The sequence below is a fragment of the Pseudonocardia sp. Ae717_Ps2 genome (assembly GCF_001932475.1).
Taxonomy (GTDB): domain Bacteria; phylum Actinomycetota; class Actinomycetes; order Mycobacteriales; family Pseudonocardiaceae; genus Pseudonocardia.
The window spans coordinates 6085353-6109253 of the sequence record NZ_MCIS01000001.1 but is presented as its reverse complement, the minus strand read 5'-3'; the positions used below and the strand labels follow the sequence as shown (position 1 = coordinate 6109253).

The 23901-nt window shown below is 72.7% G+C and carries 20 protein-coding genes and 1 pseudogene; 1 reads left to right on the top strand and 20 read right to left on the bottom strand.

The window, feature by feature from the left end:
• Window positions 1-190: 190 nt before the first annotated feature.
• The 6 genes and pseudogenes from Ae717Ps2_RS28260 to Ae717Ps2_RS28235 all read right to left on the bottom strand — a co-directional run bounded on the left by Ae717Ps2_RS28260 (window position 191) and on the right by Ae717Ps2_RS28235 (window position 5721).
• On the bottom strand, window positions 191-1714 hold the full coding sequence (locus Ae717Ps2_RS28260; RefSeq protein ID WP_075334080.1) for an aldehyde dehydrogenase: 1524 nt from the start codon (window positions 1712-1714) through the stop codon (window positions 191-193).
• On the bottom strand, window positions 1711-2766 hold the full coding sequence (locus Ae717Ps2_RS28255) for an alcohol dehydrogenase catalytic domain-containing protein (protein ID WP_083695465.1): 1056 nt from the start codon (window positions 2764-2766) through the stop codon (window positions 1711-1713). The genes Ae717Ps2_RS28260 and Ae717Ps2_RS28255 overlap by 4 nt, the downstream gene beginning before the upstream one ends.
• 37 nt (window positions 2767-2803) lie before the next feature.
• Window positions 2804-3211: an SCP2 sterol-binding domain-containing protein gene (locus Ae717Ps2_RS28250; RefSeq protein ID WP_075334079.1), complete on the bottom strand. Its 408-nt coding sequence runs from the start codon at window positions 3209-3211 to the stop codon at window positions 2804-2806.
• Window positions 3212-3383: 172 nt separating this feature from the next.
• Window positions 3384-4850: pseudogene (locus Ae717Ps2_RS28245) on the bottom strand (acyl-CoA synthetase); the annotation flags it as partial.
• Between the two features lie 42 nt (window positions 4851-4892).
• A complete protein-coding gene (locus Ae717Ps2_RS28240; protein WP_060713702.1) occupies window positions 4893-5282 on the bottom strand; it encodes a hypothetical protein in 390 nt (129 codons plus the stop codon).
• 19 nt (window positions 5283-5301) lie between these two features.
• Entirely contained in the window at window positions 5302-5721 is a 420-nt protein-coding gene (locus tag Ae717Ps2_RS28235) for a hypothetical protein (protein WP_075308980.1), read from the bottom strand.
• Window positions 5722-5845: 124 nt separating this feature from the next.
• Here Ae717Ps2_RS28235 and Ae717Ps2_RS28230 point away from each other — a divergent pair, with 124 nt between their 5' ends.
• Entirely contained in the window at window positions 5846-6787 is a 942-nt protein-coding gene (locus tag Ae717Ps2_RS28230) for an ABC transporter ATP-binding protein (protein WP_075334078.1), read from the top strand.
• A 25-nt stretch (window positions 6788-6812) separates the two neighbouring features.
• Here the strand turns inward: Ae717Ps2_RS28230 and Ae717Ps2_RS28225 are convergent, their stop codons facing one another.
• The 14 genes from Ae717Ps2_RS28225 to Ae717Ps2_RS39430 all read right to left on the bottom strand — a co-directional run bounded on the left by Ae717Ps2_RS28225 (window position 6813) and on the right by Ae717Ps2_RS39430 (window position 23639).
• On the bottom strand, window positions 6813-7034 hold the full coding sequence (locus tag Ae717Ps2_RS28225; protein ID WP_020627751.1) for a hypothetical protein: 222 nt from the start codon (window positions 7032-7034) through the stop codon (window positions 6813-6815).
• Window positions 7031-8149, bottom strand: a complete 1119-nt coding sequence (locus Ae717Ps2_RS28220; RefSeq protein WP_139318862.1) for a peptidyl-prolyl cis-trans isomerase — start codon at window positions 8147-8149, stop codon at window positions 7031-7033. The genes Ae717Ps2_RS28225 and Ae717Ps2_RS28220 overlap by 4 nt, the downstream gene beginning before the upstream one ends.
• A complete protein-coding gene (locus Ae717Ps2_RS28215; RefSeq protein WP_143510485.1) occupies window positions 8149-10587 on the bottom strand; it encodes an RND transporter in 2439 nt (812 codons plus the stop codon). Before Ae717Ps2_RS28215 ends, Ae717Ps2_RS28220 begins: the two co-directional genes overlap by 1 nt.
• Window positions 10584-12014: an MlaD family protein gene (locus tag Ae717Ps2_RS28210; RefSeq protein ID WP_075308984.1), complete on the bottom strand. Its 1431-nt coding sequence runs from the start codon at window positions 12012-12014 to the stop codon at window positions 10584-10586. The genes Ae717Ps2_RS28215 and Ae717Ps2_RS28210 overlap by 4 nt, the downstream gene beginning before the upstream one ends.
• A 15-nt stretch (window positions 12015-12029) precedes the next feature.
• Window positions 12030-13325, bottom strand: coding sequence for an MlaD family protein (locus Ae717Ps2_RS28205; RefSeq protein ID WP_083702601.1), 1296 nt, complete (start codon window positions 13323-13325; stop codon window positions 12030-12032).
• A complete protein-coding gene (locus Ae717Ps2_RS28200) occupies window positions 13325-14665 on the bottom strand; it encodes an MlaD family protein (RefSeq protein WP_075334077.1) in 1341 nt (446 codons plus the stop codon). The genes Ae717Ps2_RS28205 and Ae717Ps2_RS28200 overlap by 1 nt, the downstream gene beginning before the upstream one ends.
• Window positions 14662-16026, bottom strand: coding sequence for an MlaD family protein (locus Ae717Ps2_RS28195; RefSeq protein ID WP_083695460.1), 1365 nt, complete (start codon window positions 16024-16026; stop codon window positions 14662-14664). Before Ae717Ps2_RS28195 ends, Ae717Ps2_RS28200 begins: the two co-directional genes overlap by 4 nt.
• Window positions 16026-17414 carry an MlaD family protein gene (locus tag Ae717Ps2_RS28190; RefSeq protein WP_075334076.1) on the bottom strand — a complete coding sequence of 463 codons (1389 nt, stop codon included), beginning with the start codon at window positions 17412-17414 and terminating at the stop codon, window positions 16026-16028. The genes Ae717Ps2_RS28195 and Ae717Ps2_RS28190 overlap by 1 nt, the downstream gene beginning before the upstream one ends.
• Window positions 17411-18697: an MlaD family protein gene (locus Ae717Ps2_RS28185; protein ID WP_075334075.1), complete on the bottom strand. Its 1287-nt coding sequence runs from the start codon at window positions 18695-18697 to the stop codon at window positions 17411-17413. The genes Ae717Ps2_RS28190 and Ae717Ps2_RS28185 overlap by 4 nt, the downstream gene beginning before the upstream one ends.
• 3 nt (window positions 18698-18700) lie before the next feature.
• Window positions 18701-19603, bottom strand: coding sequence for an ABC transporter ATP-binding protein (locus Ae717Ps2_RS28180; protein ID WP_369804862.1), 903 nt, complete (start codon window positions 19601-19603; stop codon window positions 18701-18703).
• 320 nt (window positions 19604-19923) lie between these two features.
• Complete coding sequence (locus Ae717Ps2_RS28175; RefSeq protein ID WP_020623113.1) at window positions 19924-20805, bottom strand: ABC transporter permease; 882 nt, start codon at window positions 20803-20805, stop codon at window positions 19924-19926.
• Window positions 20806-20821: 16 nt separating this feature from the next.
• Window positions 20822-21691, bottom strand: coding sequence for an ABC transporter permease (locus Ae717Ps2_RS28170; protein ID WP_020623112.1), 870 nt, complete (start codon window positions 21689-21691; stop codon window positions 20822-20824).
• The gene (locus Ae717Ps2_RS28165; protein ID WP_075550154.1) at window positions 21688-22386 is read right to left on the bottom strand and encodes a hypothetical protein; all 699 of its coding nucleotides are present in this window, start codon (window positions 22384-22386) and stop codon (window positions 21688-21690) included. The genes Ae717Ps2_RS28170 and Ae717Ps2_RS28165 overlap by 4 nt, the downstream gene beginning before the upstream one ends.
• Entirely contained in the window at window positions 22383-23639 is a 1257-nt protein-coding gene (locus tag Ae717Ps2_RS39430; RefSeq protein WP_083695459.1) for a LuxR C-terminal-related transcriptional regulator, read from the bottom strand. The genes Ae717Ps2_RS28165 and Ae717Ps2_RS39430 overlap by 4 nt, the downstream gene beginning before the upstream one ends.
• Window positions 23640-23901 lie beyond the last annotated feature (262 nt).

Below are 23901 nucleotides of genomic sequence, written 5' to 3'. Positions count from 1 at the left end.
GGATCTCCTCCGAGCCCGGCGGGGTGCTCCGCGGGCGGAAAGCTGGTGACACGGGGTCACTGACGAGTGTGCGGAGAGACGTGGGGACGGTCGTCTCCCCGGGAGGGGGAGGTCGTACCCCCATCGGGAGAGGCGGCCCCGTCCCCCGGTGAGGGGGTACCGGGGGACGGGGCCGATGGCGGGGCAGGCCTCAGTCGTCGGCGTGGCTCAGCAGGACGTCGTACGGACGCGCCTCGCGGGTGCCGGACAGGTCGAGGTGGACGTTCTTCTCCTCGACGTAGGGGTCCAGCGCGCGTGGGCCGAGCTCACGGCCGACGCCGGACTGCTTGTACCCGCCGAACGGCACCTCGCAGTTGATCTGGTGCGCGTCGTTGATCCAGACCGAGCCGGCCTTGATCTTCTCGGCGACGTCCAGGGCCCGGGAGTTGTCGCGGCTCCACACCGACGACGCCAGCCCGTACTGCGTGTCGTTGGCCAGGGCGACGCCCTCGGCCTCCGAGCCGTAGCGGATGACCGACAGCACCGGACCGAAGATCTCCTCGCGGGCGATCCGCATGTCGTTGCGGACGCCGGTGAAGATGGTCGGCTGGATCCAGTGACCGCCCTCGTAGCCCTCGACGTGGGCCTCGTCGCCGCCCAGGACCGCGGTGGCGCCCTCGTCCTTGCCGGACCGGATCAGCTCGAGGATCCGGTCCTTCTGCTTCGCCGAGACGACCGGGCCCATGTCGGTCTCCCAGTCCCGGGTGTCCCCGAGCCGGATGGTGGACGCGCGGGCGACCATGCGCTCCACGAACTCGTCGTGCAGCGAGTCCGGCAGCAGCAGCCGGGTCATCGACTCGCAGATCTGGCCGGAGTACAGCATGCAGCCGTAGAGCACCCCGTCGACGGCGATGTCGAGGTCGGCGTCGTCGAGGACCAGCGCCGGCGACTTGCCGCCGAGCTCCAGGGTCACGGCCTTGACCGTGCCCGAGGCCAGGCGCATGATCTCGCGTCCGACGTCGGTGGATCCGGTGAAGCCGATCTTGCCGACGCCCGGGTGGCTGGCCAGGCGCGCGCCGGCGTCCGGGCCGGGGCCCGGGACGACGTTGAACACACCCGGCGGCAGCCCGCACTCCTCGGCGATGGCCGCGAACTCCAGCGCCGACAGCGGGGTCTTCTCGTCCGGCTTGAGGATCACCGAGTTGCCGACGGCCAGGGCCGGGGCGAACTTCCACAGGCTCAGCAGCAGCGGAAAGTTCCACGGTGCGATCGCGCCGACCACGCCGATCGGCTCCTTGCGGAGCGTCGACTGGCCGAGCACCGGGAACGTGGCCCGCGGCATGGGCGTCTCGAACTCGTAGCGCTCCGCCAGGCCGGCGAAGTACTCCAGGTGCGGGGCGCAGTAGCCGACGTGGAAGCCGGTGGCCTGACGCACGGTGGCGCCGTTGGCCATGATCTCCAGCTCGACCATCTCGTCGAGCCGCTCGCCGAGCCGGTCGGCGATCGCGCGCATCACCGAGGCGCGGTGCGCCGGGGTGGCTCGCGACCAGCCGCCGTCGTCGAAGGCGGCCTGGGCCGCGTCGACGGCCGCGTCGATCGCCGACGCGCCACCGGAGGCGGCGGTGGCGACCAGCTCACCGTTCTGCGGGTCACGGATCTCGAGGCGGTCGTTCGAGTCCACGTCCTCGCCACCGATCCGCATCGGGAAGTGGCGGACGGTCGTCCCGGCGGTCATGCGGTCGGGTCCAGGACGATCTTGGTGGCTTCGCGCTCCTCGAACATCCGGTACGCCTCGGTCGCCTGCGACATCGGCATGCGGTGCGAGATGAACCGGCTCGGGTCGAGCTTGCCCGCCGCGATGAGCGCCAGCGTCTCGTCCATGTAGTTCGTGATGTTCGCGACGCCCTGGGCGATGGTGACGCCCTTCAGGTACAGGTCGCCGAAGGGCAGCTCGATGCTGTCCTCGGTGTACACACCGGGGATCGAGATCGCGCCACCGGAGCGGACCAGGGTGCAGGCCGACAGCAGCGCCGACGGGTGCCCGACGGCGTCGATCACGACGTCGGCGCCCCGCCAGTCGGTGAGGTCCTGCACGGCGTCGGCCGGGTCGGTCTCGTCGGCGTTCACCGGGACGGCACCGATGGCCTCCGCCTCCTTGAGGCGGGCCGGGACCTTGTCCACCACGATCGTCTGCGCGGCGCCGAGCACGTTCGCCGACATCGCGGCACACAGCCCGACCGGGCCGGCCCCGACCACGGCGACGGTGTCGCCGGGCTGGATGAACTTGCGGACGGCCTCGTAGCCGGTCGCCATGATGTCGCCGACGAACAGCTTGTCCTCGTCGTTGCCCTTGCCCTCGTCGGAGAGCTTGCGCAGCGTGCGGTCGGCGTTCGGCACGATCACGTACTCGGCCTGGCCGCCGGACAGGCTGCCGAAGGTCACCCCGAGCCCGAAGATCATCGTGCCGAAGCACTGGCCCGGCCGGTTGCGGCGGCAGTTGTAGCAGTTGCCGCAGCTCACGACGCAGGAGGCGACGGCGCGGTCGCCCTCGGAGACGAGGTTGACCGCGGATCCGACGGCCTCGACGGTGCCGAGGAACTCGTGGCCGAGCACCACGTCGTCCTCGATCACGATGCGCCCCTCGTAGGGGTGCAGGTCGGTCCCGCAGATCGCCGTGAGGTCGACCCGCAGCAGGACGTCACCGGGGTCGGTGATCTCCGGCTTCGGGACCTCCATGACCTCGATCTTGTGCGGCTCGCGGAGCACGACCGCCTTCATGGTCGCCATCGGATCGGCGTCCTTCCTCTGCTCTGGGACGGGGCGGTCAGGCGTTCGCGGTCGCGTCCTTCTCGGCGACCAGCTCCCGGTACATCGGGAACATCGGCTTGGTCAGCGGGACCAGCTTCAGGATCTTGTTGACCGGGCCCTTGGCCTTGACCTCGCCCTTGGCGAGACCGACGGCGAGGTTGTACTCGCCGCGCCAGAACTTGTCGCCGGTGTCGGCGCGCATCATCAGGGTGATGTCGGCCTTGTCGTCGTCGGCGCCGGTGTGGACCTCCATCGCCGGCTCACGCATCTTGACCCACATCTCGGTGTCCGGGTCGGTGTAGAGCACGCGGAGGTTGATGCCGGCGGCACGCATCTTCGGGCCGGACTCGGGGTGGTCGTTGGCCGCGCGGAAGGCGCCGCCGATGTAGGTGTCGACCTCGTTGCTGTCGGCGAAGAAGCCCATGGTGATCTCCTCGTTGAGTGCAGGGGCAGACGTCCGGGGGCCGGGCGCTGCCGTCGGACCAGATGGTGGCCGGGGAGCGAGGGAGGTCACATCGCTCCCGGGGGGTGGTTCCGTACTCCCTACGGAGGCACAGTGTGTGACCGGCTGCCCCGGGAGTGACCGCTGTGGGCCGTCAGGCGGTGGCCGGCTCCGCGTACCGCGCGCGCAGCTCGCCCTTGACGAGCTTGCCGGTGGCGCTGCGGGGCAGCTGGTCGGTGAAGTCCACGCTGCGCGGGGCCTTGTAGCGGGCGATCCGCTCGCGGACGAACTCGAGGAGCTCGGCCGCTAGCTCCGGCGAGCCCTCGACGCCGTCGGGGGTCTGCACGACCGCCTTGACCTGCTCGCCCATCTCCGGGTCCGGCACGCCGATGACGGCGACGTCGTAGACCGCGGGGTGCAGGGTGAGGACGTCCTCGATCTCCTGCGGGTAGATGTTCACCCCACCGGAGATGATCATGAATGCCTTGCGGTCCGTGAGGAACAGGTAGCCGTCGGGGTCGAGGTAGCCGACGTCGCCGGTGGTGGACCAGTTGTCGTGCTCGGGGTGGCGGCCGGCACGGGTCTTCTCCGGGTCGTTGTGGTACTCGAACGGCGGTACGTCGCGCTCGAAGTAGACGGTGCCGACCTCGCCGGTCGGCAGCTCGCGGCCGTCGTCGTCGCAGACGTGGATGACCCCGAGGCCTGCCTTGCCGACCGAGCCGGGCTTGTCCGCCCACGCCGCCGGGTCGATGAAGGTGACGCCGTTGCCCTCTGTCGAGGAGTAGTACTCGTACAGGACCGGGCCCCACCAGTCGATCATCTTCTGCTTGACGTCGACCGGGCACGGCGCGGCGGCGTGCACGGCCACCCGCAGCGAGGAGACGTCGTAGGACGTCCGGACGGCGTCGGGGAGCTTGAGCATCCGGACGAACATCGTCGGGACGAACTGGCCGTGGGTCACCCGGTGGTGCGCGATGTGCGCCAGCGCGGCCTCGGCGTCGAACTTCTGCGCCATCACCACGGTCCCGCCGAGGGCGTGCACGATGCCGCCGAAGCGCAGCGGCGCGGCGTGGTACACCGGCGCCGGCGAGTAGTAGACGGTGTCCTCGCCGAAGCCGTACATCGGGCCGAACACCGCGGTGTAGAGGTCACCGGGCTCGTCGACCTGGATCGTCGGCAGCGCGGGCTTGATGCCCTTGGGGCGTCCGGTGGTGCCCGAGGAGTAGAGCATGTCCGCGCCGCGGGGCTGCTCGGGCAGCGGCCCGTCGACGGCGAGCTCCGTCGCGGCGCCGAGCGACTCGTGGCCCTCGACCGCTCCCCCGAAGGCGAAACGGCGCTCCACGCCGGGGGTCCGCTCCACGAGCGCCTCGGCGAGCTCGCGCTTCGCGGCCGAGACGAACAGCACCCGGGCACCGCAGTCGTCCACGATGTAGGCGGCCTCGTCCGCGGCGAGGTGGTGGTTGATGCCGGTGATGTACAGGCCCGAGCGCATCGCCGCCCAGTAGATCTCGAAGACCTCGGGGGCGTTGTCGGAGAGGAAGGCGACGTGGTCGCCGCGGCGCAGCCCGGCGTCGCGCAGGACGTGGGCGATCCGGCGCGAGCGGTCGTCGAGCTCGGCGTATCCCCCGCTCGGGTGCGGAGCCGTCGCCGGCCGGCCGCGTCGTCACACGGTGCGGCGGTCCCGGTTCCGGCCCGCGAGATGCCCGGCGATCGCGCCCATGACCACGGCGGTGAGCAGGGTGAGGACGAGCTGGGTCGGGTCGAGCCCACCGGTGCCCAGCACCACCAGCGGCAACACGAGCAGGTACCCGGCGACGGCCGCGCCGGCGCCGTGCACCCGCGGGTCGACGGCGTCGCCGATCCGGTAGCCCGCCAGCACGAACGCGACGACCGCGGTGATGATCAGCCAGGCCGGCCCGACGACCGGGATCTGCGAGCCCAGCGGCGCGGCGAGCCCGCCGATCACGAGCACGCTGAACGCCAGCGAGGCGCCGCGGACCAGGCTGACCCAGTCCACGCGGTCGGAGAACCAGTCGAACCCCGGGACGGCCACGAGGTCTCCCTTCGGTCGCTCAGCGCAGGTGTCGCAGCGCGGAGGGCGTCAGCAGCGGGACGGTCCCGACCACCAGCAGGGCCATCGCCGGGATCGTCTCCCAGCGCCCCGCCACGGCGAGGAGCACCACCGACACAACGGACAGGACGACCGCGGGGTAACGGGCGACGCGGCGGCGCAGCGCCAGGGCGGCGCCCGCCGCGAGGAGCAGCACCGCGAGGACGAGCAGCAGCCAGGTCGGGTACGGCGCCGTCGCCCCGGACGCCACGACCGGGGCACCCTGGCCCGCCAGCGTGCTCGCCGTGTCCTCGTCGACCGTCGGCTCCGGCCGCAGCCCGGCCCACGCGACGGCCAGCAGCACCGCGCTCAGCATCCACGCGGCGGCCGACAGGACCAGGGCCCACGGCATCGTGGACCGGCTCCGCACCTGCTCGATCATGGCCGCAGGCTAGAGGGACCGCCCGGGCGTAGGCCCCCTCCGCACGCAGGGACACCCACTACGGGAGAGGGAGTCACCACCGCCGGGAGACGAGCCTCCGGAGCCCGGGGCGTCCACTGGTGCGATGACCGATCCCGTGTCCGGCGGCAGGCCGCCCCGCGGGCCGGCGGTCGACTTCACCGACGTGACGACGATGATCGACGACACCCCGGTGCTGTTCCGACTCGGGCTGCACCTGGCGCCCGGCACCGTGACGGTGTTGATGGGCCCGTCCGGCTCGGGCAAGACCCCCCTGGTGCGCCACCTCGCCGGGCTCGTCGCGCCGGGCCGGGGCACCGTCACCGTCGGCGGTGTCGACGTGCACGCGGCCGGCGAGACCGAGCTGCGACGCCTGCGCCGCGGCATGAGCGTGCTGTTCGGCGGCCCGTCGGTGTTCGAGTCGTCGCTGTTCGGGTCCCTGTCGGCCTACGACAACCTGACCTACGCCCTCGATGGCCGCGGTCTGTCCGCGGAGCGGGTCGAGCGCATCGCGATGCACCGGCTGCGCGAGATGCGGCTGCACGACCGGGCCGACGCGCTCCCCGCGGAGCTGCCGGCACACGGACGCAAACGGCTCGCGATCGCCCGCACCCTCGCCGTGGAGGCGCCGGTCCTGGTCCTCGACGAGCTGGAGACCGGGCTGGACGCCGCGCACGCGGACACGCTGGTGACGGCGGTCCGCGAGCAGCAGGAGCGGTCGGGGGCGACGGTGCTGGTCACCACGCACGACGTCGCGCTGGCCCGGGAGCTGGCCGACGTCGTCGCGATCCTGTGCCACGGCCGGATCGTGGCCTGCGGGCCGCCCGCGGAGCTGCTGCACGGCGTCGCCGCCGTCTCCGACGTCGAGCGCCGCTTCCGGATCTCGGACCTCCTCGGCCCGCCCGACCCGGACGCGACCCGCGCCGAGCTGGAGGGGCCGCGCCGGGGCTCCCGGACCGTCGAGCTCGACCCGCGGCTGGTGGTGCCCGCGCTGGTGGTGCTGGCGCTGGTCACCTCGTACTGCCTGTTCCTGCTGCTGACCCGCTGATGACCTGCTGGTGACCCGATGGGCCTCACAGCAACGGTGCCAGCACCCCGACCACGACGAACGCGACGCCGACCACCAGGCAGGCCGTGGCGCCGCGGCGGATGACCGCCACCCGGTGCCGCTGCAGCTCGGCGGGCATCCCCGGGACCGCGCCGAGGCCCGCGGCGTGCCGGCGTCCCGCCCACCCCATGAGGGCGAGCAGGACGCCCAGACCCGCGAAGGTCAGGACGGTCCAGGCGGGACTCACCCGCCGCCGCCCGGCGCGGGCGGGACCGTCTGCGGCGTGCCCGAGGGCAGGCCCGGGCTCGCGCCGGTGGGCGCGGTGTCCGGGTCGGCGGGGCGGTAGTCGTCGGCGTAGCGGACGTCGCCGTCGGCCAGCGAGTCGGTCATCCACTGACCCCAGAGGCCGATCCGGCGGTCGAACAGCACCAGCTCGCGGAGTCGGTCCTTGACCTGGTCGAAGTTCGCCGGGACGCCCGGGGTCACCGCCCCCGACCGGCCGACGTTCCAGCCGAACTGGTTCTGCACCGGGCCGAACACCTGGCCGGCCGGGCCGCCGAAGGCGGCCTTCGCGTAGTCGGGCTGCAGCTGGTCGGCGCCGATCGGGCCCAGCGCCCCGCCGTTCGCGCGGGTGGCGTTGTCGATCGTGGTGGCCCGCGCGACGGTCGCGAAGTCGGCGCCGCCCCGCAGGTCGGCCGCGATCTTGTCGGCGGCCTCCTTGCTGGCGACGACGATGTTGGACAGCTCGCGCTTCTCCGGGGTCCCGAGCCGCTGGGCATACTTCGGGAACTCGGCACGCAGGTCGTCGTCGGTGACGGTCACGTCCTTGGTGACCTTGTCGAACAGCTCCCCGACGACCATCTGCTGGCGGACCTCGTTCATCACCTTGTCCTCGGTGGTGCCGACGTTGCCGAGGACCTTGACGAAGTCGTCGCGCGCACCGGGGCCGTTGCCGAGCTGCTGGGTGATGTACTGGTCGAGGGTCTGGCGGACCTTCGCGTCCGCGACGCCGACGCCCAGCTCGGTCGCCCGGTCCTCCAGCACCATGCTCAGCGCGACGGCCTTGGCCGCGTCGCGGCGGAAGCCGTCCATCTTCACCGGGTCCTCGACCGGCGGCTGGACGCCGTAGAGCGCACGCAGGGTCTGCACCCGGTCGTCGAGGTCGGTGACGGTCACGACCCGGTCGCCGACGGCCAGCGCCGCGCCGTCGGGGACCTGCTGCATCTTCCACCAGACCCCGCCGCCGACCCCGGCGACGAGGGCGAGGACGAGGACTCCCGCCACGATCCGGCCGGTCCAGGTGGTCCGGACCCGGTCGAGGGCGGCGCCGGCGATCCACGCCAGTGTGGACTTGACTCGCATCACATCACTCCAACGAGCTTCTCCCGGGCGGGGGTACTCCGCGCGGGGTCGGCCGGGCCGTGCGCGGGCGGGAACGCCCGCACCACGACCCGTGCGGCCAGGTAGGACAGCAGTACGGACAACGCCAGGAGCAGCCCGAACTCGCGCATGAGGGCGAGGTCGGACAACGCCAGCACGGCGAACCCGGTGCCCGAGGTGAGGGCGGCGAGGGTCACCGCGGTCCGCAGGCGCGGGTCGCGCGTGCGGACGGCGTCGCAGGTCATCACGGTGAACTCACAGCCGACGGCGGCGGTGAGCGACCCGAGCGCGACGGTGAGCGGGTTCAGCGGGATGCCGAACCCCCAGAGCAGGAACAGGTTGGCGCCGGTCGCCAGCACGGCGGCCAGTGCGGCGCGCAGCGCGTCGCGCCGGTGCCGCAGCCCGACCCCGAGCACCAGCGCCGCGGCGACCAGGCCGGCGGTGCCGGCGAGGTAGCGGTCGGCGGAGACGAGCTCGTAGCCCTGCACCGCGACGGCGGGCAGCCCGGAGACCTCGGCGACGAAGCCGGGCGGGGCCGGGGGCAGCTCGGCGGTGATCGCGTCGGTCAGCCCACGGAGCCGATCGAGGTCGTCGAGCCGGACGCCGAAGGACAGCACCGCGACCTGGCCGTCGGGCCGCAGCACCGCGCCGGTGAGGTACGGCGGCAGCAGCCGGACGCCGGCCCGGGTCTGCTCCTGGTCCGGGGTGGGGCCGAGGAACGACAGCAGCGTGGGCGCCGAGAGCGCGGGCCGCGCCTGGTCGCCGTGCAGCCGCACGATCGACTGCTGGGCCGTCGTCATCCACGTCCACGCCTGCGGGGTGAGCACGTCGCCCTTCCCGTCGGTGGACCGCAGGACGACGGCGAGCTCGCCGCCCGAGCCCAGGATCTGCTCGACCCGGGTGGCGTCGGAGACGGCGGGCAGCCCGGCCGACAACGCGTCGACGCTGGTCTGCAGGGGCAGGAAGGGCAGCGTGGCCCAGCCGCCGACCGCGACCAGACCGGCGAGGACGACGGCGACCAGCCGCGACCGGCCCGGGCGGGCCACCGGCCCGGGACCGTCCGGCGCCGCCGCGTCGTCGCCGGCGGGTGCACCTGCGTCGGCCGGGTCGGCGTCGGGGGCGGCCGGGTCCGGGTCGGCCGGGTCGGCGGCGGCATCGGTCGCGGGGTCGGCCGGCGCGGCGGACGCGGGCCGGTCCGGGCCGGCCCAGCCACCGGGCCGGTAGACGAACCAGCCCAGCGCCACCGCGAACGCGACGCCCAGGGCCAGGGTCGACCCGAGGTCCCGCACGAACGGCAGCGGCGAGAGCAGCAGCGCACCGAACCCGGCCGCCGTCCCCGCCGCGACGACGACGACCGTCCGCGGCCGTGCCCCGCGGGCGAAGTAGGTCGGGTAGTAGCTGCCCAGACCCACCAGGACCGGCAGGAACGCGACCACCCCGAGCGAGACGGGGCGGCCGATCCAGCCCAGCACGGCCAGCGTCGCCGCGGTCGCCGCGAGGGTCACCGCGAGCGGGATCAGCCGTCGCCGCCGCCGGGTCCAGGGCACCAGGAACAGGCAGAGCCCGATCGCGACGACTGCGACCGCGCCCAGGACCGGCGCCTCCCGGTCCACCGCGACGCCGAGCGAGGCGGTGATGGCCGGGACGCCGGAGACGGTGGCCTCGGCGGGCAGCTGCGCCCGGGCGACGGTGTCGTTCACCGCGGCGACGAGCTGCTCGGTCCCGGCCTGGTCGAGCCCCTCGCGGGGGCGGACCAGCACGGCCAGCGAACGGTTGTCGGGGACGACGTAGCGCCACTGCGGGCGCGGCTCACCGCCCGAACCCATGATCGAGTGGTCGATGAAGCGCTGGTTGCGCAGGGTCGGCAGACCCACCGGCAGGCCCTGCACGATCAGCGGGCCGTACCGGGCGTCGAACGCCGCGACGGCGGCGTTCGCGGCGGCGGCCGGGTCCTCGCCGCGCTGCCGGGCGGTGATCGCCGCGGCGCGCTGCAGCCCGTCGCGACGTCCGGTGAGCTCGGCGAGCAGCTTCTGGGACTGCGACGCCAGCTGGTTCAGCGTCGTCGCCGGGCCGTAGACCGAGGCGACGTCGGGCAGCTGCGACAGCTGCCCCTCGATGCCGAGCACGTGCGGCAGCACGTCCCGGTCGAGCAGGCCGGGGGCCTGCGGGGCGCGCAGCAGCACGACGATCGGGTCGCCACCGAAGGAGCGGGCGAGCTCGGTGTAGCGCTGCACCGACGGGTCCGACGACGGCAGGAACGACTCGACCCCGGTCTCGACCTTCACCCGGGACACGCCGGCGACGGTCAGCGCCGCCAGGGCCAGCAGCATGATCCAGACCAGGGCGGAACGCCCCGACGGGCGCGACGCCGCGGATGCGGCGCCACGCCCGTCGAGGGTCGTGCGGAGGCCGCGGATCATCCGCCGAGCCCCAGGAGTCCACCACCGGACGGCGCCGGTGCCGGGGGCTGGTCGCCCTCGGCGGCCTCGCCCGTGGGCTGCGGCCCGACGGTGGGGGCCGGCCCGGGCGGCGGCGCCTGGTTCGCCGGTCCGGGATCGGCCACCTGCGGCGGGGGCGCGTCGTCCTGCGGGTTGTTCTGCGTGCCCGGCCGCGGGTACGGGTTGTTGTCGTCCAGCGGCGGGATCCCGTTGAGCGGGACGGGACTGCCCGCGAACGACTGGGCGTGGAACACCAGCATCACGCGCAGGAGCGTGCCGTTGGCATCGCCGCGCGACACCGCCTCACCGAAGTTGGTGAAGAACTGGTAGATGTCGCCGCCGTAGGGCTTCAGGTACTCCAGCATCGGGTTGAGCTGGAGCAGCGCCCGGTCGGCCTCGGGCAGCAGTGCCCGCAGGTCGTCGGAGAACTGCGGGACCTTGTCCAGGGTGACCGGGGCCTTGCCCAGGGTCGCGTCGAGCGAGGGCAGCAGTCCGCGCAGGTCGCGGGTGGTCGCCGGGAGCTCGTTCAGCGCCGCGTCGAGGGCGGGCGCCGCCCGGTCCAGGTTCGCCGCGACCGGGCCGAGCCCACCGGCGAGCCGGGACAGGTCGTCGCTGGCGTCGTGGGCGGCCTTCAGCGTCGGCGGCAGCTCCCGGACGGTGTTCTCCAGGTCGGTGCGGCTGTTCGCGGTGACCTCGGTGACCAGGTTGGCGTCGGTCACCAGGTCGGCGATGCGGCCGCGCTGCACGTCCAGCGCGGCGAGCACCGCGGCGGTGTTCTGCGAGAGCTGCTCCAGGTCCTTCGACTGCGCGGCGAGCGCGTCCAGGGCGGTGCCGCCCTCGCGACCGAGCTGGCCGAGGCCGGCCAGCGCGCCGTCGACCCCCGCCTGGGTGTCCTTCGTGGCCGCACCCAGCGACTGCAGGGTGGAGGCCAGCGCGACGCGGCGATCGTCGGGCAGCGTCCGGATCAGGTCGTCGAGCAGGACGGCGGACTGCACGGCGCCGTCGGGGAGCCGGCTGCCGTCGGGCAGCTCGGCACCGCGGCCGTCGACGAGGGACACGTAGGTCTCCTCGACCAGCGTCTTCGAGTTGATGCGGCCGGTGATGCCCTCGTGCAGCGGGATGGCGTCCTCGTCGGTCAGGTTGACGACCACCTCGGCGCGCCCGTCCGGGGTCGCCTCGACGGTCAGGACCTTGCCGACCTTCACCCCGTTCAGGGTGACATCGGACTGCGGGACCAGGTTGTTGACCTTGTCGACGTGGAACGACGTCGTGTACTGCTCCTGGGTGTAGCCGGGTACGTAGCCGCCGACCGAGGTCCAGAAGAACAGGAACACGAACGCCGACGCCGCGGTGAAGGCGAGCAGGATCGTCGTCCTGATCGCGGGGAGCGCGGAGTGGGGGATCTTCATCCGGGGGTCACCTCCTTACCGGGGCGTCTGGGAGAGCTCGTCGGCGCCGGGCGCCGGGATGGTGGTCGGGCCGAACTGGAGCAGACCGCGCAGGATGCCGCCGTTGGCGTCGCGCAGGCTGGTCACCGACGACGTCTGGTAGACGAAGGCGTTCAGGTCCGGCAGGTACTGCTGGAGGCCGGCGGTGACCGGGTCGAGCCGGCCGGAGATCTCCTTCAGCGCGGGCAGCGTCCCGTTCAGGTCGTTCACGAACGGGCGCAGGTCCGCCGCGACCGGCATGAGCTTCTTGGCGACCGGCCGGGCCTTGTCCACGGTGGTGTGGAGCGTGTCGACGGTGTCGGTCAGCCGGTCCAGCGCGCCGGGCAGCTGCTCCGAGGCGGCCCGGACGTTGTCCAGGGTCGGGTCGAGCTGGTCGGAGAGCTGCGCGACGTTGCCGGTGGCCGCACCGAGGTTGTCGACGACGCCGGGCAGCTGGTTCAGCGAGTCACGCAGGGCCTGGCTCTGCGCGGACACCGTCCTCAGCGTGGTCGACAGCGAGTTCGCCAGGGCGGTGAGCCGCTTCTCGTCGCCGCCGACGGCGGTGGAGAGTTGGCCGATCGAGGTGACCAGGCGGGCCAGGTTGTCGCGGCGCCGGTCGAGCTGGTCGACGACCGGCTTGAGCCGGTCGACCACCTCGGTGGTGGCACGCACGCCCTGCGGGAGGTCCTGGGGCGCCGTCGCGAGGGCGACGTCGGACGCCTCCAGCAGCGACTGCACCGCGGCGAGCGCGTTCTGGTCCAGGTGGGCCAGTGCCGCGTCGATCTGCACCGGCGGCTTGGCGTTGGCGACGGGGAGCACGCCGTAGTCGTCGAGGACCTTGCCGGCGGGGGTGCCGGGGTCCATCTCGATGTACATCTCGTTGAGCGGGCTCTTCGGCCGCAGGACCACGGTGGCGTTGTCGTAGACGGGGCCGTCGTAGTCGTTGCCGTCGATCGCCAGGAGCACCCGGGCGGTGCCCTCCGGCGTGAGCTCGGAGGAGCGGATGTCGCCGACCGGGACGCCGGACATCCGGACCTCCTGGCCGCGGCCGGGGGCCAGCGCCGGGGTCTCGGAGAAGGTCGCGTAGACCATCCGCTCGTTCGCCCACGGCGGCACGAACCGCTGCTGGGACAGGATGTAGCCCCCGCAGACCAGGCCGAGCACCATCACGACGCCGAGGGCGATCACGTTCCGGCCCAGACCGGGCTCGTTGCGGACGCGGTCCAGTCCGGACCGGAACCTGGCCCGGAACCCGCGGGGGGCCTCCGGTGCAGGTGTGGGAGTTGCCGCCATCACCGACCACCCGTCCCGTGGAAGATCTGCTGGAACATGTTCTCCAGGCTCACCGAGCCCAGGCCGGGCACGGTGCCGAGGCCGGGACCGGGGTGGAAGGACACCGCGTGCCCGTTGGGGTCGACGTAGGCGCCGGTCCTGCTGAGGTTCGAGAACATGTGACCGACCTCGTCCTTGAGGGGGACACCGCGGCTGTCGACCGCGGAGTACGGGCCCTCGCCGACGAACGGGGTGTTCAGCGAGTCGAGGACCGGTTCGCCCAGTCGCTCGAGCGGCGCCGGCAGGTCGTCGAGGACCCGCGTCGCGCCCTCGCTCGCCGGGACCAGGCCCTCGACCAGCGGGCGGGCGTCGACCAGCGCCGCGCGCAGGTCGGACACCAGCGGGCGGGCGTCGGCCAGCACCGGCTCGGCACGGCCCAGGAGCTCGTCCAGCTCCTGGACGGTGGGCCGGGCCGGGCCCGCGGTGTCGCGCAGCTTGTCCAGCGACACGTTCAGCCGCTTCAGGCCGGCGTCGGTGGTGTCGAGGACGCCGGGCAGCCTGGAGACCGCGTCGGCGACCGGACCGGAGGTCTCGGCCAGGACCTGCGTGGTGTCCTGCAGGTTCGCGACGATGCCGTCCAGCTGCCCCGGCTCGCGGTTCAGCGTGCCGGTGGTGCGCTGCAGACCCCGCACGACCTCGGTCAGGTCCTTCTCCGGCTGGGTGCCGCGCAGCGACTCGACGACCCCGGCGGCCGGACCGAGGGTCCCCGGCGCCGTGGCGAGGAGCTCGTGGAGCGCCTCGTTGCCGCCGGCGTTGCCGAGGGTCTCGTCGAACTGGGTGACCGCGGCCTTCGCGCCCTCGAGGGCGTCGGGCTGGAGACGCTCGGCGACGTCGTCGACCTCGGTGGGGAGCCGGGTGCGGTCCACCGGGATCTGCTCGGTCCACTCCGCGGAGCGGTCACCGCCCGGGACGAGGTCGATGTAGAACAGGCCGGACAGCAGGGTGGTGGGCCGCAGCCGTGCCGACGGCTGGTCGCCGACGGTGTCCACGACCTCCGGGTCGACGACGACGGTCACGATCGCGCCGCCGTCGGGCGCCGGGTCGACCGAGCTCACGACACCGGAGTCGACACCGGCGACCTTCACCTTCGAGACGTCCTCGAAGAGGAACTGGTTCGCGGTGAAGTGCACGGTCCGGGTCGAGGCGCCGGTCAGCTTCATGAGCAGCGTCGTGACCTGCGGCTTGAGCAGGCCCAGGACCAGCGACAGCAGCATGATCCCGATGACCGCGAGAGCGGCCACCCAGAGCGGGAGCCGGCGGCGCAGCCGTGGCGTGCCGGTGCCCTGTGCGGGGGCGGTCATCGGTTACCTCCCAGAAGGCCGCCGCCGGCGGCGCTGTCGCCCTGGCCGGGCTGCTCCTGGGGCGTCCGGTTGGACGGGCCCGGGGCGGGCAGCAGGCCCAGCGATGCGTCGTTCGGTGCCTGGCCGGGGGCCGGGTACGGGTTGCTCGCCGCGGTGGGGTCGGGCAGACCCGCCGCTCCGACGAAGGACTCCGGCCGGACCATCAGGGTGAACCGCAGGTGGTGGCCCGCGGCATCGCCGTCGGACAGGCCGGACGAGGCGCTGGTGAACCACTGCGCGATCTCCGGCGCGTAGGGCGCCAGGACCTGCAGCGGGGTGTTCGCGAAGCCGACTCCCTGGGTCACCTTCGGCGCGACGGGGCGCGCATCGGCGACGGCGGGGGTCAGCGAGCCGAGCGCGGGCTCGGCCGAGTCGGAGACGCCGGGCAGCTTGTCCAGCGGCTGCGGGGCCTCGACCAGCACGCCCCGCAGGTCCGGGGTGGCGTCGCCGAGCGAGCGGGACCCGGTCTGCAGCTGCGTCATCGCCGAGTTCGTCGACGCCAGCGGCTGCTGCAGGTCCTCCAGGGCCTTGCGGGCGGCCGGCAGCGCCTCGGGGGCGATGTCGAGGGTGTCCCCCAGCGCCGTGCCCTTGTCCGCGTCGATCGCCGCGAACGTGGTGTCGAGCTGCCCGACCAGCGAGGAGATCTCCTGCTCCCGGCCGGCGAAGCGCGAGGACAGGCTCTCCAGCGACTGCAGCATCCCGGTCAGGTCGCGGCCGCCGTCGACCGACAGCGACCGGGCGGTCGTGCCGAGCGAGGGCAGGATCTGCGGGCCGGCCTTCGCCACGTCCGCCAGGTCCTGGCCGTGTCCGGCCGCACCGTTGCCGAGCTGCTGCAACGCGGAGCGGGTGGAGTCCTGGGTGGCCGGGTCGAAGACCTTGGCCAGGTCCAGCAGCTGCACCGCGCCGCGGGAGCGCTGGACCGGGAGCACGTCGTCCTCGCCGAGGACGCCGGCCTGCTCGGTGCCGATGTCGAGGTCCAGGTACTGCTGACCGAGACCGGACCGGCCGGTCACCGCGGCCGAGCCGTCCTTGAAGACCTTCGTGGCGGCGTCGTCGAGCTGCATCCGGACCTGCGGGACGCCGTCGGCGAGGGTGATGTCGTCGACGCGTCCGACGCGGACCTGGCCGACCCGGACGTCGTTGCCGACGGCGAGGTCACCGGTGTCCGAGACGGCCGCGGTGCGGAACTCGTGCTGGGCGAAGGGCAGACCCTTCTGGGCGGTCAGCGCGACGTAGAGGAAGAACCCCGCCGCGACGAACATCAGCAGGCCGATCACACCGGATCGGAAGCGCGCGCCGCGCTTGGGCTTGGCACTCGCCATTACTGGCCTCCCAGCAGGGTTCCGAGCGCGCCCTGCTCCTGCTCCGGGCTGAGCCCGGTGGCGCTGCTCTCGGGGGTGGGCTGGCTCTGCAGCAGGGTGTTGGAGTCCTGGCCCGGCTGGGCCGCGGTCCCCGGCCCCGGCTGGGACGGGGCGGGCTCGTTCACCTGCGGGTTCGGGCTGGCGTCCGGTCCGGGCGCGGGTGCGGAGTCCGGCACGCCGCCCGGCAGGAATCCGGTGACCGGGTCACCGTTGAGCACGTAGCTGGCCCGGAAGTAGTGGGACAGCCCGTCCTTCTGGTTGGTGGTCAGCGCCCAGTTCCGGATGAAGCCGAGCACGTTGCCGAGGTTCCCGTTGAGCTCCCGGACGATCGGCTCGGCACCGGTGACCGTGCGCTGCAGGTCCGGGCCCGCGGCCCGGAGCTCCGCGGCGACCGGCCGGGCCTGGTCGAGCAGCTCGCTCGCCCGGTCCAGGACCGGGTCGGCCGAGGCCAGCGCCGGGTCGGCCGAGTCGGCGAAGCGCTGCAGCTCACGGCTGATGTCCACCAGGTTGTCGGTGGTCGGCCGCAGGTTGCCCAGGGTGACCGCGGTGGACTGCGCCGTGCCGGCGAGCTCGCCGAGGGTGGCGCGGGCCGCGGCCAGGGTGCCGGGGAGCTCCTGCAGGGTGCCGCGCAGCTGCGCGTCGCGGGCGGCGGTGGTGTCGAGCAGCGACGTGGTCGAGGCGACCAGGCCGTCGAGCCGCCTGCCCTGGTCGACGGCGAGTGCGCCGGTGACCGGCTCGACCTGGTCGATGACCCGGCCGAGCAGCTCGTTCTGGTCGGACAGGACGCCGACGAGCTGGTGGGTGTCCTTCATGGCCGGGGCGAGCGCGGCGAGGGTCTTCTGGATGTTCTCGCCGTTGTTCGCGGTGCCCTGGCCCAGCGTGGTGACCAGTGCGGCGAGCGCGCCCGCCGTCGGGTCGTCCAAGGTGTCGAGGATGTTCTGCAGGTCGGCCTCCTGGCCGGTCCGCTCCACCCCGATGGGCTGGTTCATGGGCAGCTCGGGCGAGCCCGGGGTGCCGGTGTTCAGGTTGAGGAAGCGCTCCCCGAGCAGCGACACCGGGGCGACGGTCACCTTCGCGTCGGCGTGGATCGGCAGGGCGCGGGTGTCGACGCGCAGCGGGACCTCGGCGACCTTGCGCTGCGGGTCGAACTGGAGCTGCCCGACCTCCCCGACCGTGACGCCGTTGATCTTGACCTGCTGGCCGGCGAGGATCGGGCTGACGTCGGCGAACTCCGCGATCAGGATCCGGCCGGACTCGGCGTTGGAGAGGCCGGCGGCGGCACCGGTGCCCGCGAGCAGCGCGACCAGGCCGACGGCGAGGACCCGCCAGCGGGAGACTCCGAGGCTCATCGCGGACCCTCCCCGCTGGCGTCGCCGAGCTGCGGCAGCAGCGGGGCGCCGGGCCCCTGCTCCCCGTTGCCCGAGGTCTGGTCGGCGGAGCCAGGGGCCGGGTTCAGGTTCGGGACGATCCCCGGCGGCGTCACGCCCGGCGGGTAGACGACCGGCGTGGCGGGGCCGGCCTGCGCGAAGATCCGCATGTAACGGCCGTTCGAGTCGAAGTTCTGCGCGGCGGATCCCCAGGTGGAGAGGAATCCGACGACGTCGGGGGTGTAGGGGCGCAGCGCCTCGAGCACCGGCGCGTAGCCGCCCGCGGTCTCGGCGAGGCCCGGCAGCGCCCGGTTCGACGAGTCGAGGAGGCCGGGGGTGCGGTCGAGCAGCGCCGAGGCCGCCTCGAGCGTGGGCTTGAGGTCGGCGACCAGTGGCCGCAGGTCCTGCAGCAGCGGGGCGAGCTGCTCGGACACGCCGGGCAGCTTCTCGGTCGCCGGGCGCAGGTCCTCCAGCAGCGGCAGGGCCTCGTCGGTGACGCCGGGGACCTTGTTCAGCGTGCCCTGGGCGGTGCGCAGCGTCGGGGGCAGCTTGGCCAGCGCGGAGCGGAGCTGCTCGCGCTGGGCGGCCGTCGCCCGGGCGCTGGTGCCCAGCTCGTCGACCACCGAGCCGAGGTCCTGCTGGCGCCTGGCCAGGGTGTCCACCGTGCCGTTGAGGTCGGTGACCAGCTTGGAGATCGCCGGACCGTCGGTGCCGATGCCGCGCAGCACGTTGCCGACCGCGGCGAGCGCCGGTCCGGCGGTGTCGACGGTGGCGTTGAGGTCCTGCTCGTGCCCGGTGACCGTGTTCTGCAGGGTGCCGACCAGGCTGGTCAGCCGCGCCCGGGTGGGCTCGTCGAGGGCGGCGAGCACGTCCGCGACCTCGGTCGGCTTCGGGAAGTCGCCCTGCACCATGCCGCCGCTCGGGATCTCGGCGTAGTCCTTGGGACCGTCCTGCACGAACAGCAGGCGCTCACCGACGACGGCCTTCCACTGCACGTGGACGAACGCGCCGGCGTGCAGCGGGGCCAGTCCGTCGTCGACGGTGAAGTCGACGACCGCGTGGCCCTCCTCGGGCCGCACGGACCGGATCTCGCCCGCCTGGAAGCCGTCGATGTAGATCGGTGCGCCGGGGATGAGGTTGGGGTTGCCGGCGGGCAGGACCGCGCTGACCGTGTACGGCTGCGTCCCGCCGACGGCGACGAACACACCGCCGACCACGAGCAGCGCCACCAGACCGGCGGCGATCTTGCCGAGGAGTCCGCTCATCGCTCAGTCCATCCCGAGCGGGCCGGCGGACTGTCCCGCGAGGAACTGCTTGACGAACGGGTCCTGGTGCTCGAAGGCCTCGTGCGCCGGTCCGTAGTGGACGACCTCGCCCTTCCAGATCAGGCCGACGTAGTCGCTGACCTTGCGGGCGGTCTTGATGTCGTGCGTGACCAGCAGGTACGTGCCGCCGTGCTGGTTGTGGACGTCCATGATGATGTCGCAGAGCAGCGAGGTGCGGACCGGGTCGAGACCGGAGTCCGGCTCGTCGAACAGCACGATGTCGGGGTTCATCACCAGCGCGCGGGCGAAGCCGGCGCGCTTCTTCATGCCGCCGGAGACCTCGTTGGGCGCCTTGTGCGCGGCCTTGGCCAGACCGACCTCGTCGAGTGCGGTCATGACCGTCTTCTCGACCTCCTTCTCCGACATCCGCGTGTGCTTGCGGAGCGGGAAGGCGACGTTGTCGTAGAGGTTCATGGAGCCGAACAGCGCGCCGTCCTGCCAGCAGACGCCGAACCGGGTCCGCATGTCGTAGCGCTCGTTCTCGCTCATCGACCAGATGTCGACACCGCCGACGTAGACCGCGCCGCGGTCCGGGGCGAGCAGCCCGACCAGGTGCTTGATGAGCACCGACTTCCCGGTGCCCGACGGGCCCAGCACGGTGGTGATGGCGTCGTGCTGGAAGTTGAAGTTGATGTTCTTCAGGATCTGGGTGCTGCCGAACGACTTCGCGAGGCCCTCGACCTGCAGGATCGGGTCCGTTCCGTACCGGAACTCCCGGGTCTCGGTCGACCAGCCGGGTCCGCGGGTGGCCGCGGCCTGGGTCCCCCCGTCGTGGACGGGTGGAATCTGCTGGGTGGGGTACTCGGAGTCCGGTCCGGTGTGCCGGGGCTGGTTCGGCGAGGTCACTGATCCTCCTGGACGACCTGGCGCGTGCCGGCGCGGGGGAACCGGCACGCGGATCACGTGCTGAGGGGAGCGGCCCCGGAGGCTTCCGGGGACCGTGGACGCGGGGGACGCGTCCGGCGGGACTGCGAGCGGGCACCTCGGTCCCGGGGAGCGGGCGCGGTGCGGCGGACCGGGCGGCGGGGAGCGACGTCCGGACCGTGGCCGGCTGGGGAGGGCCGGGACCGTGGCGGGGGGCTGTCGTCGGGGTTCGGGGGTTGTCGGGGCGGGCCGGGGAACTCCGGGGCCGGCCGCCGGGGATGAGCGGCACGACCCCGGAGAGGTCAGTTGGCGATCGGAGAGTTCGTCTCGAGCCCCCAGAAGGCCAGCGTGCCGATGGTCCCGATGACCGAGATCAGCACCAGGTTGATGATCATCGACTTCGCGGTGGCACGGCCGACGCCGACCGGCCCGCCGCTGGCGTTGTAGCCGTAGTAGAGGCCCACGCCGACGATCACGATGGACTCGGTCATGATCTTGACCATCACCGCGAACATGTCGTACGGGCTCTGGTACAGCCAGAACAGGTAGAGGAACCCACCCGGTGAGACACCGCCGAGGTTCACCACCGTGACCAGGTACATCGCCACGTAGAGGATGGCCAGTCCGACGAAGTACATGAACGGCACGGCGATCACGGTGGCCGCGATCCGGGTACCGACCAGGAACGACTTCGACTTGATGCCCATGACCTCCATGGCGTCGATCTCGTCGGAGATCCGCATGGAGCCGATCTCGGCCACGTAGCCGCAGCCGACCTTCGCCGCGAGGATCCAGCCCCACATGTAGACCGAGAGCTCGCGCAGGCCGCAGTAGGCGTCGAACACCGCGGAGTACAGCGGGGCGCCGATCTGCTTGAGCGTGTAGCTGGCCTCCAGGCCGCACTGCCCGCCCATGATGAACATCATGAACCAGATGATCAGAGCGGAGCTGAAGATCAGGATGCCCGCCTGGCGGAACACCTCGGGCACGTAGCGGCGGAACATGTCCGGGAAGTCCCGGACGACGTCGGCGGTGAACCGGCCGATGTCGCCGGCCTCGGTGAGGCCGGTCTTCAGCTTCCCGGTGATCGAGGAGAAGCTGACGTCCACGCCCTGCTTCTCGGGTGCCCGGAGTTCGGTGCGGTCGGGGTCGCCCTGCGGCCCCCGGTCGTCGAGCTGCGTCATGTCCGTGACACCTCCCTTACTTGTAGACGCTCATCTGCGGGTTCAGGCCGAGCATGGTCAGCGTGAACACGAAGTTGATGACCCAGATGCCGGCGAAGGAGATGACGACGGCCTGGTTGACCGCTTTCCCCACACCGATCGGACCGCCCTTGGCGTTGAGCCCGACGTAGCAGCAGACGACGCCGATGATCAGCCCGTAGATCGCGCACTTCACGACGCTGCCCCAGAGGTCGACCGTGTTGAGCAGGTCGAACAGGGAGCCGTAGTAGCCCGCGTAGCTGGCGTCGAAGATCGGACCCGCCGCGACGTAGCCGCTGACCAGACCGACGACCAGCGCCAGGATGTCCAGGACGGCGGTCATGATCGTGCAGGCCAGGACCCGCGGCAGCACCAGCGTCCGCATCGGGTCGACGCCGAGGACCTCCATGGCGTCGATCTCGTCGCGGATGCGGCGGGCTCCGAGGTCGGCCGTGATGGCCGTTCCGACGACACCGGCGACGACCATCCCGTTGATGAACGGGGCGAACTCGCGGACCGACGCGAACTCGAAGAACGCTCCGAGCCGGTACGGGATGCCGAAGGTGTAGAAGATGGCGCCGCCGGTGAGCCCCGGCGCACCGAACCCGAACCCGAACGCCGCGAGGGACATCGGGAGCCAGGTGAGCTTGAGGATGTCGAAGCACTGGTCGCGGGTGTCGGCCCAGAAGCCGACCGGCTTGCGGACGGCAAGGACGAACACCTTGACCATCAGCTGCCACATCTCGCCCGCGGTGACGAACGGGTCGGCGACCTGACGCAGCACGCCCGCCCCGCCGGAACCCGCCGTCCTGCGCGGTACCTCGACGGTCTCGTCGGGCGTCTGGGTGAGGGTCCCAGGCGTGGTCATAACTCTCCTTCGAGTGCGGGGCCGGAACAGTCCGGGTCCACCGAGCTGAAGTCTCGCTCCGCGGAGGCGGGGGTCACACCTCCCGTGGGGGGCGGATCACCCTCCCCCTGGGGGGTATCGGTGGTACGGGCGACCGGCTCCGCGGCGTGCTCCGTACGGAGTTCCCTGCGCTGGGCCCGGCGCTGGATCAGCAGCACCGCACCGAGGACGAGCGCGGCCGCCGGGGCTCCCGCTCCGAGGCCGCCGAGCAGTGCTCCGGCGACCGGGTGGATCGCGGTCACCAGGGGAAGTGCAGCGGCACCGGCCACCACCAGGACGGTGGCGGTCAGCGCGTCGCGGACCGGCCAGGTCGGCGAACGCCAGACCCGGACCAGCCCGATCAGCCCGGTCACCCCCACGGTCAGCAGGGAACAGCCGAGCAGGTGCACGACCGCGGGGTCGCGGGGGGCACGCGGGGCACCCCCCACGGGGGAGGGCACGAGGGCCTCGGGCGGGCCGAGGCGTTCCAGGGCGCGGACGAGCTGCTCCTCGGCCGGCGCGGGACCCGCCGTGCGCGCCAGCTCGGTCCAGACGTGGGACCGCAGGTCCTGGCGGGCGGTGAACGTGAGGTGGCGGGTGGCCGCGTCGAGCCGGCCCAGGTAGTCCCGCAACGGCGGGGGCAGCGCTCCGCGGGACGAACCCGCGCGAGCGGTCACCGGTAGCCGGCCGGACCCGCGGACATCCGGCCCGCCCGGTCGTGCTCGGCCCGCAGCCAGTGCGAGACGGCCTCGGCGCGGTTCGCAGCGCCGAGCTTGCGCAGGATGTGCTTGACGTGCGACTTCACCGTGCCCTCGGAGATCACCAGGCGGGTGGCGATGCGGGCGTTGGTGTCGCCGGTGGCCATCAGCCGCAGGACCTCGACCTCGCGGCGGGTGAGCGACGGGTCGACCGGCGCGGAGCGCAGGAACCCGTCGACGATGCTGCGCTGCGGACCGGTCTGTCCGCCCGGGACCCCCTCGGTGACCCGGCCGTTCTCGCCGTGGCCCCACCAGCCGTCGCCGAGGTCGCCCTCGCGGGCGTCGGTGATCCGGCGGGCGAGCCGGTCGGCGTCGGCGCGGATCTGGTCCATCTCGTCGAGGACCATCGTGCGGGTCAGCGCCTGGCCGAGTCCCTGCGCGTAGAGGGTGAGCAGCTGACGGTCGAGCGGGTCGACGTTGCGCTGCTGGTAGTAGCAGTCGGCGTGGACGAACCCGGCGACGACACCGTGCACGAGGATCGGCGCCGCGCAGTAGCTGCGCGACATCGAGGCGTCGGCGATCGGCCGGTTGACGCCGGGGCGTTCCTGCACCTCGTCGACCAGCAGCGAGGTGCGGCGCCGGACCATCTCGGTCTCGACGATCCGGCCGTCGAGGGTCTGCGGGTGACAGCGCCCCAGCGCGAGGATCTCCTCGGCCCAGGCCGGGTCGCGTTCCACGTGCACGCGCTCCGGGATCCACAGCGAGTCCGCGACCCGGGAGATGATCGAGCGGTCGAAGCCGAGGCTGCAGGCGGTGGAGGCGGCGGTGTCCAACAGGGTGGTGCTGGTGCGGGCCTCACCGAGCTGGGCGAGCGCGGCGCGGACGCCCTGCAGCGCACGGTCGGAGTGGGCGAGCTCGTCGAGCAGGAGCTGCTCGTCGAGCTCCTTGACCTCACCGAGCATGCTCACCAAGTCCGGCGACGGGACCGAGCCCGACCCGAGCGAGGACATGGCCTCGGCCCACACCGTCCGCAGCACCACGCGGGCCGACCCCAGGTCGACGACGTGCTCGGGGTGCGGGAGGCGACCGTCGTCGAGGAGGCGGCGAGCGGCCAACAGCAGGTCCACGACGCGTGAGGACTGGGCCCGCGGCATCCGGCGCCCCTGGCCGGGCCAGCGGCCGCCGGTGTCGCAGCGACGCATGAACGCCACGCGGCTCGTGCTCTCGCCCATACCGTCCTCCTCTTCGTTGAGGCGGTGTCGACGTCACCATCGACCCCGGGGTGTGTTGCTCTCCCCTGCAACGAGGTGGGGACGCCCGGGTTGCGACCGCCCGGATCCTCGGATCCGCCTCACTTACGGTCATCATTGACTGTTTTACAGTGCGACAGAAGTCACGTCCACTGCAAATCAACCGGGGTGCTGCCACCCGAACACGCAGGTGAATGCCCCTCCCGGAGGCATGATTCGGTCACGAAGAGTGCAGATTCCGAGC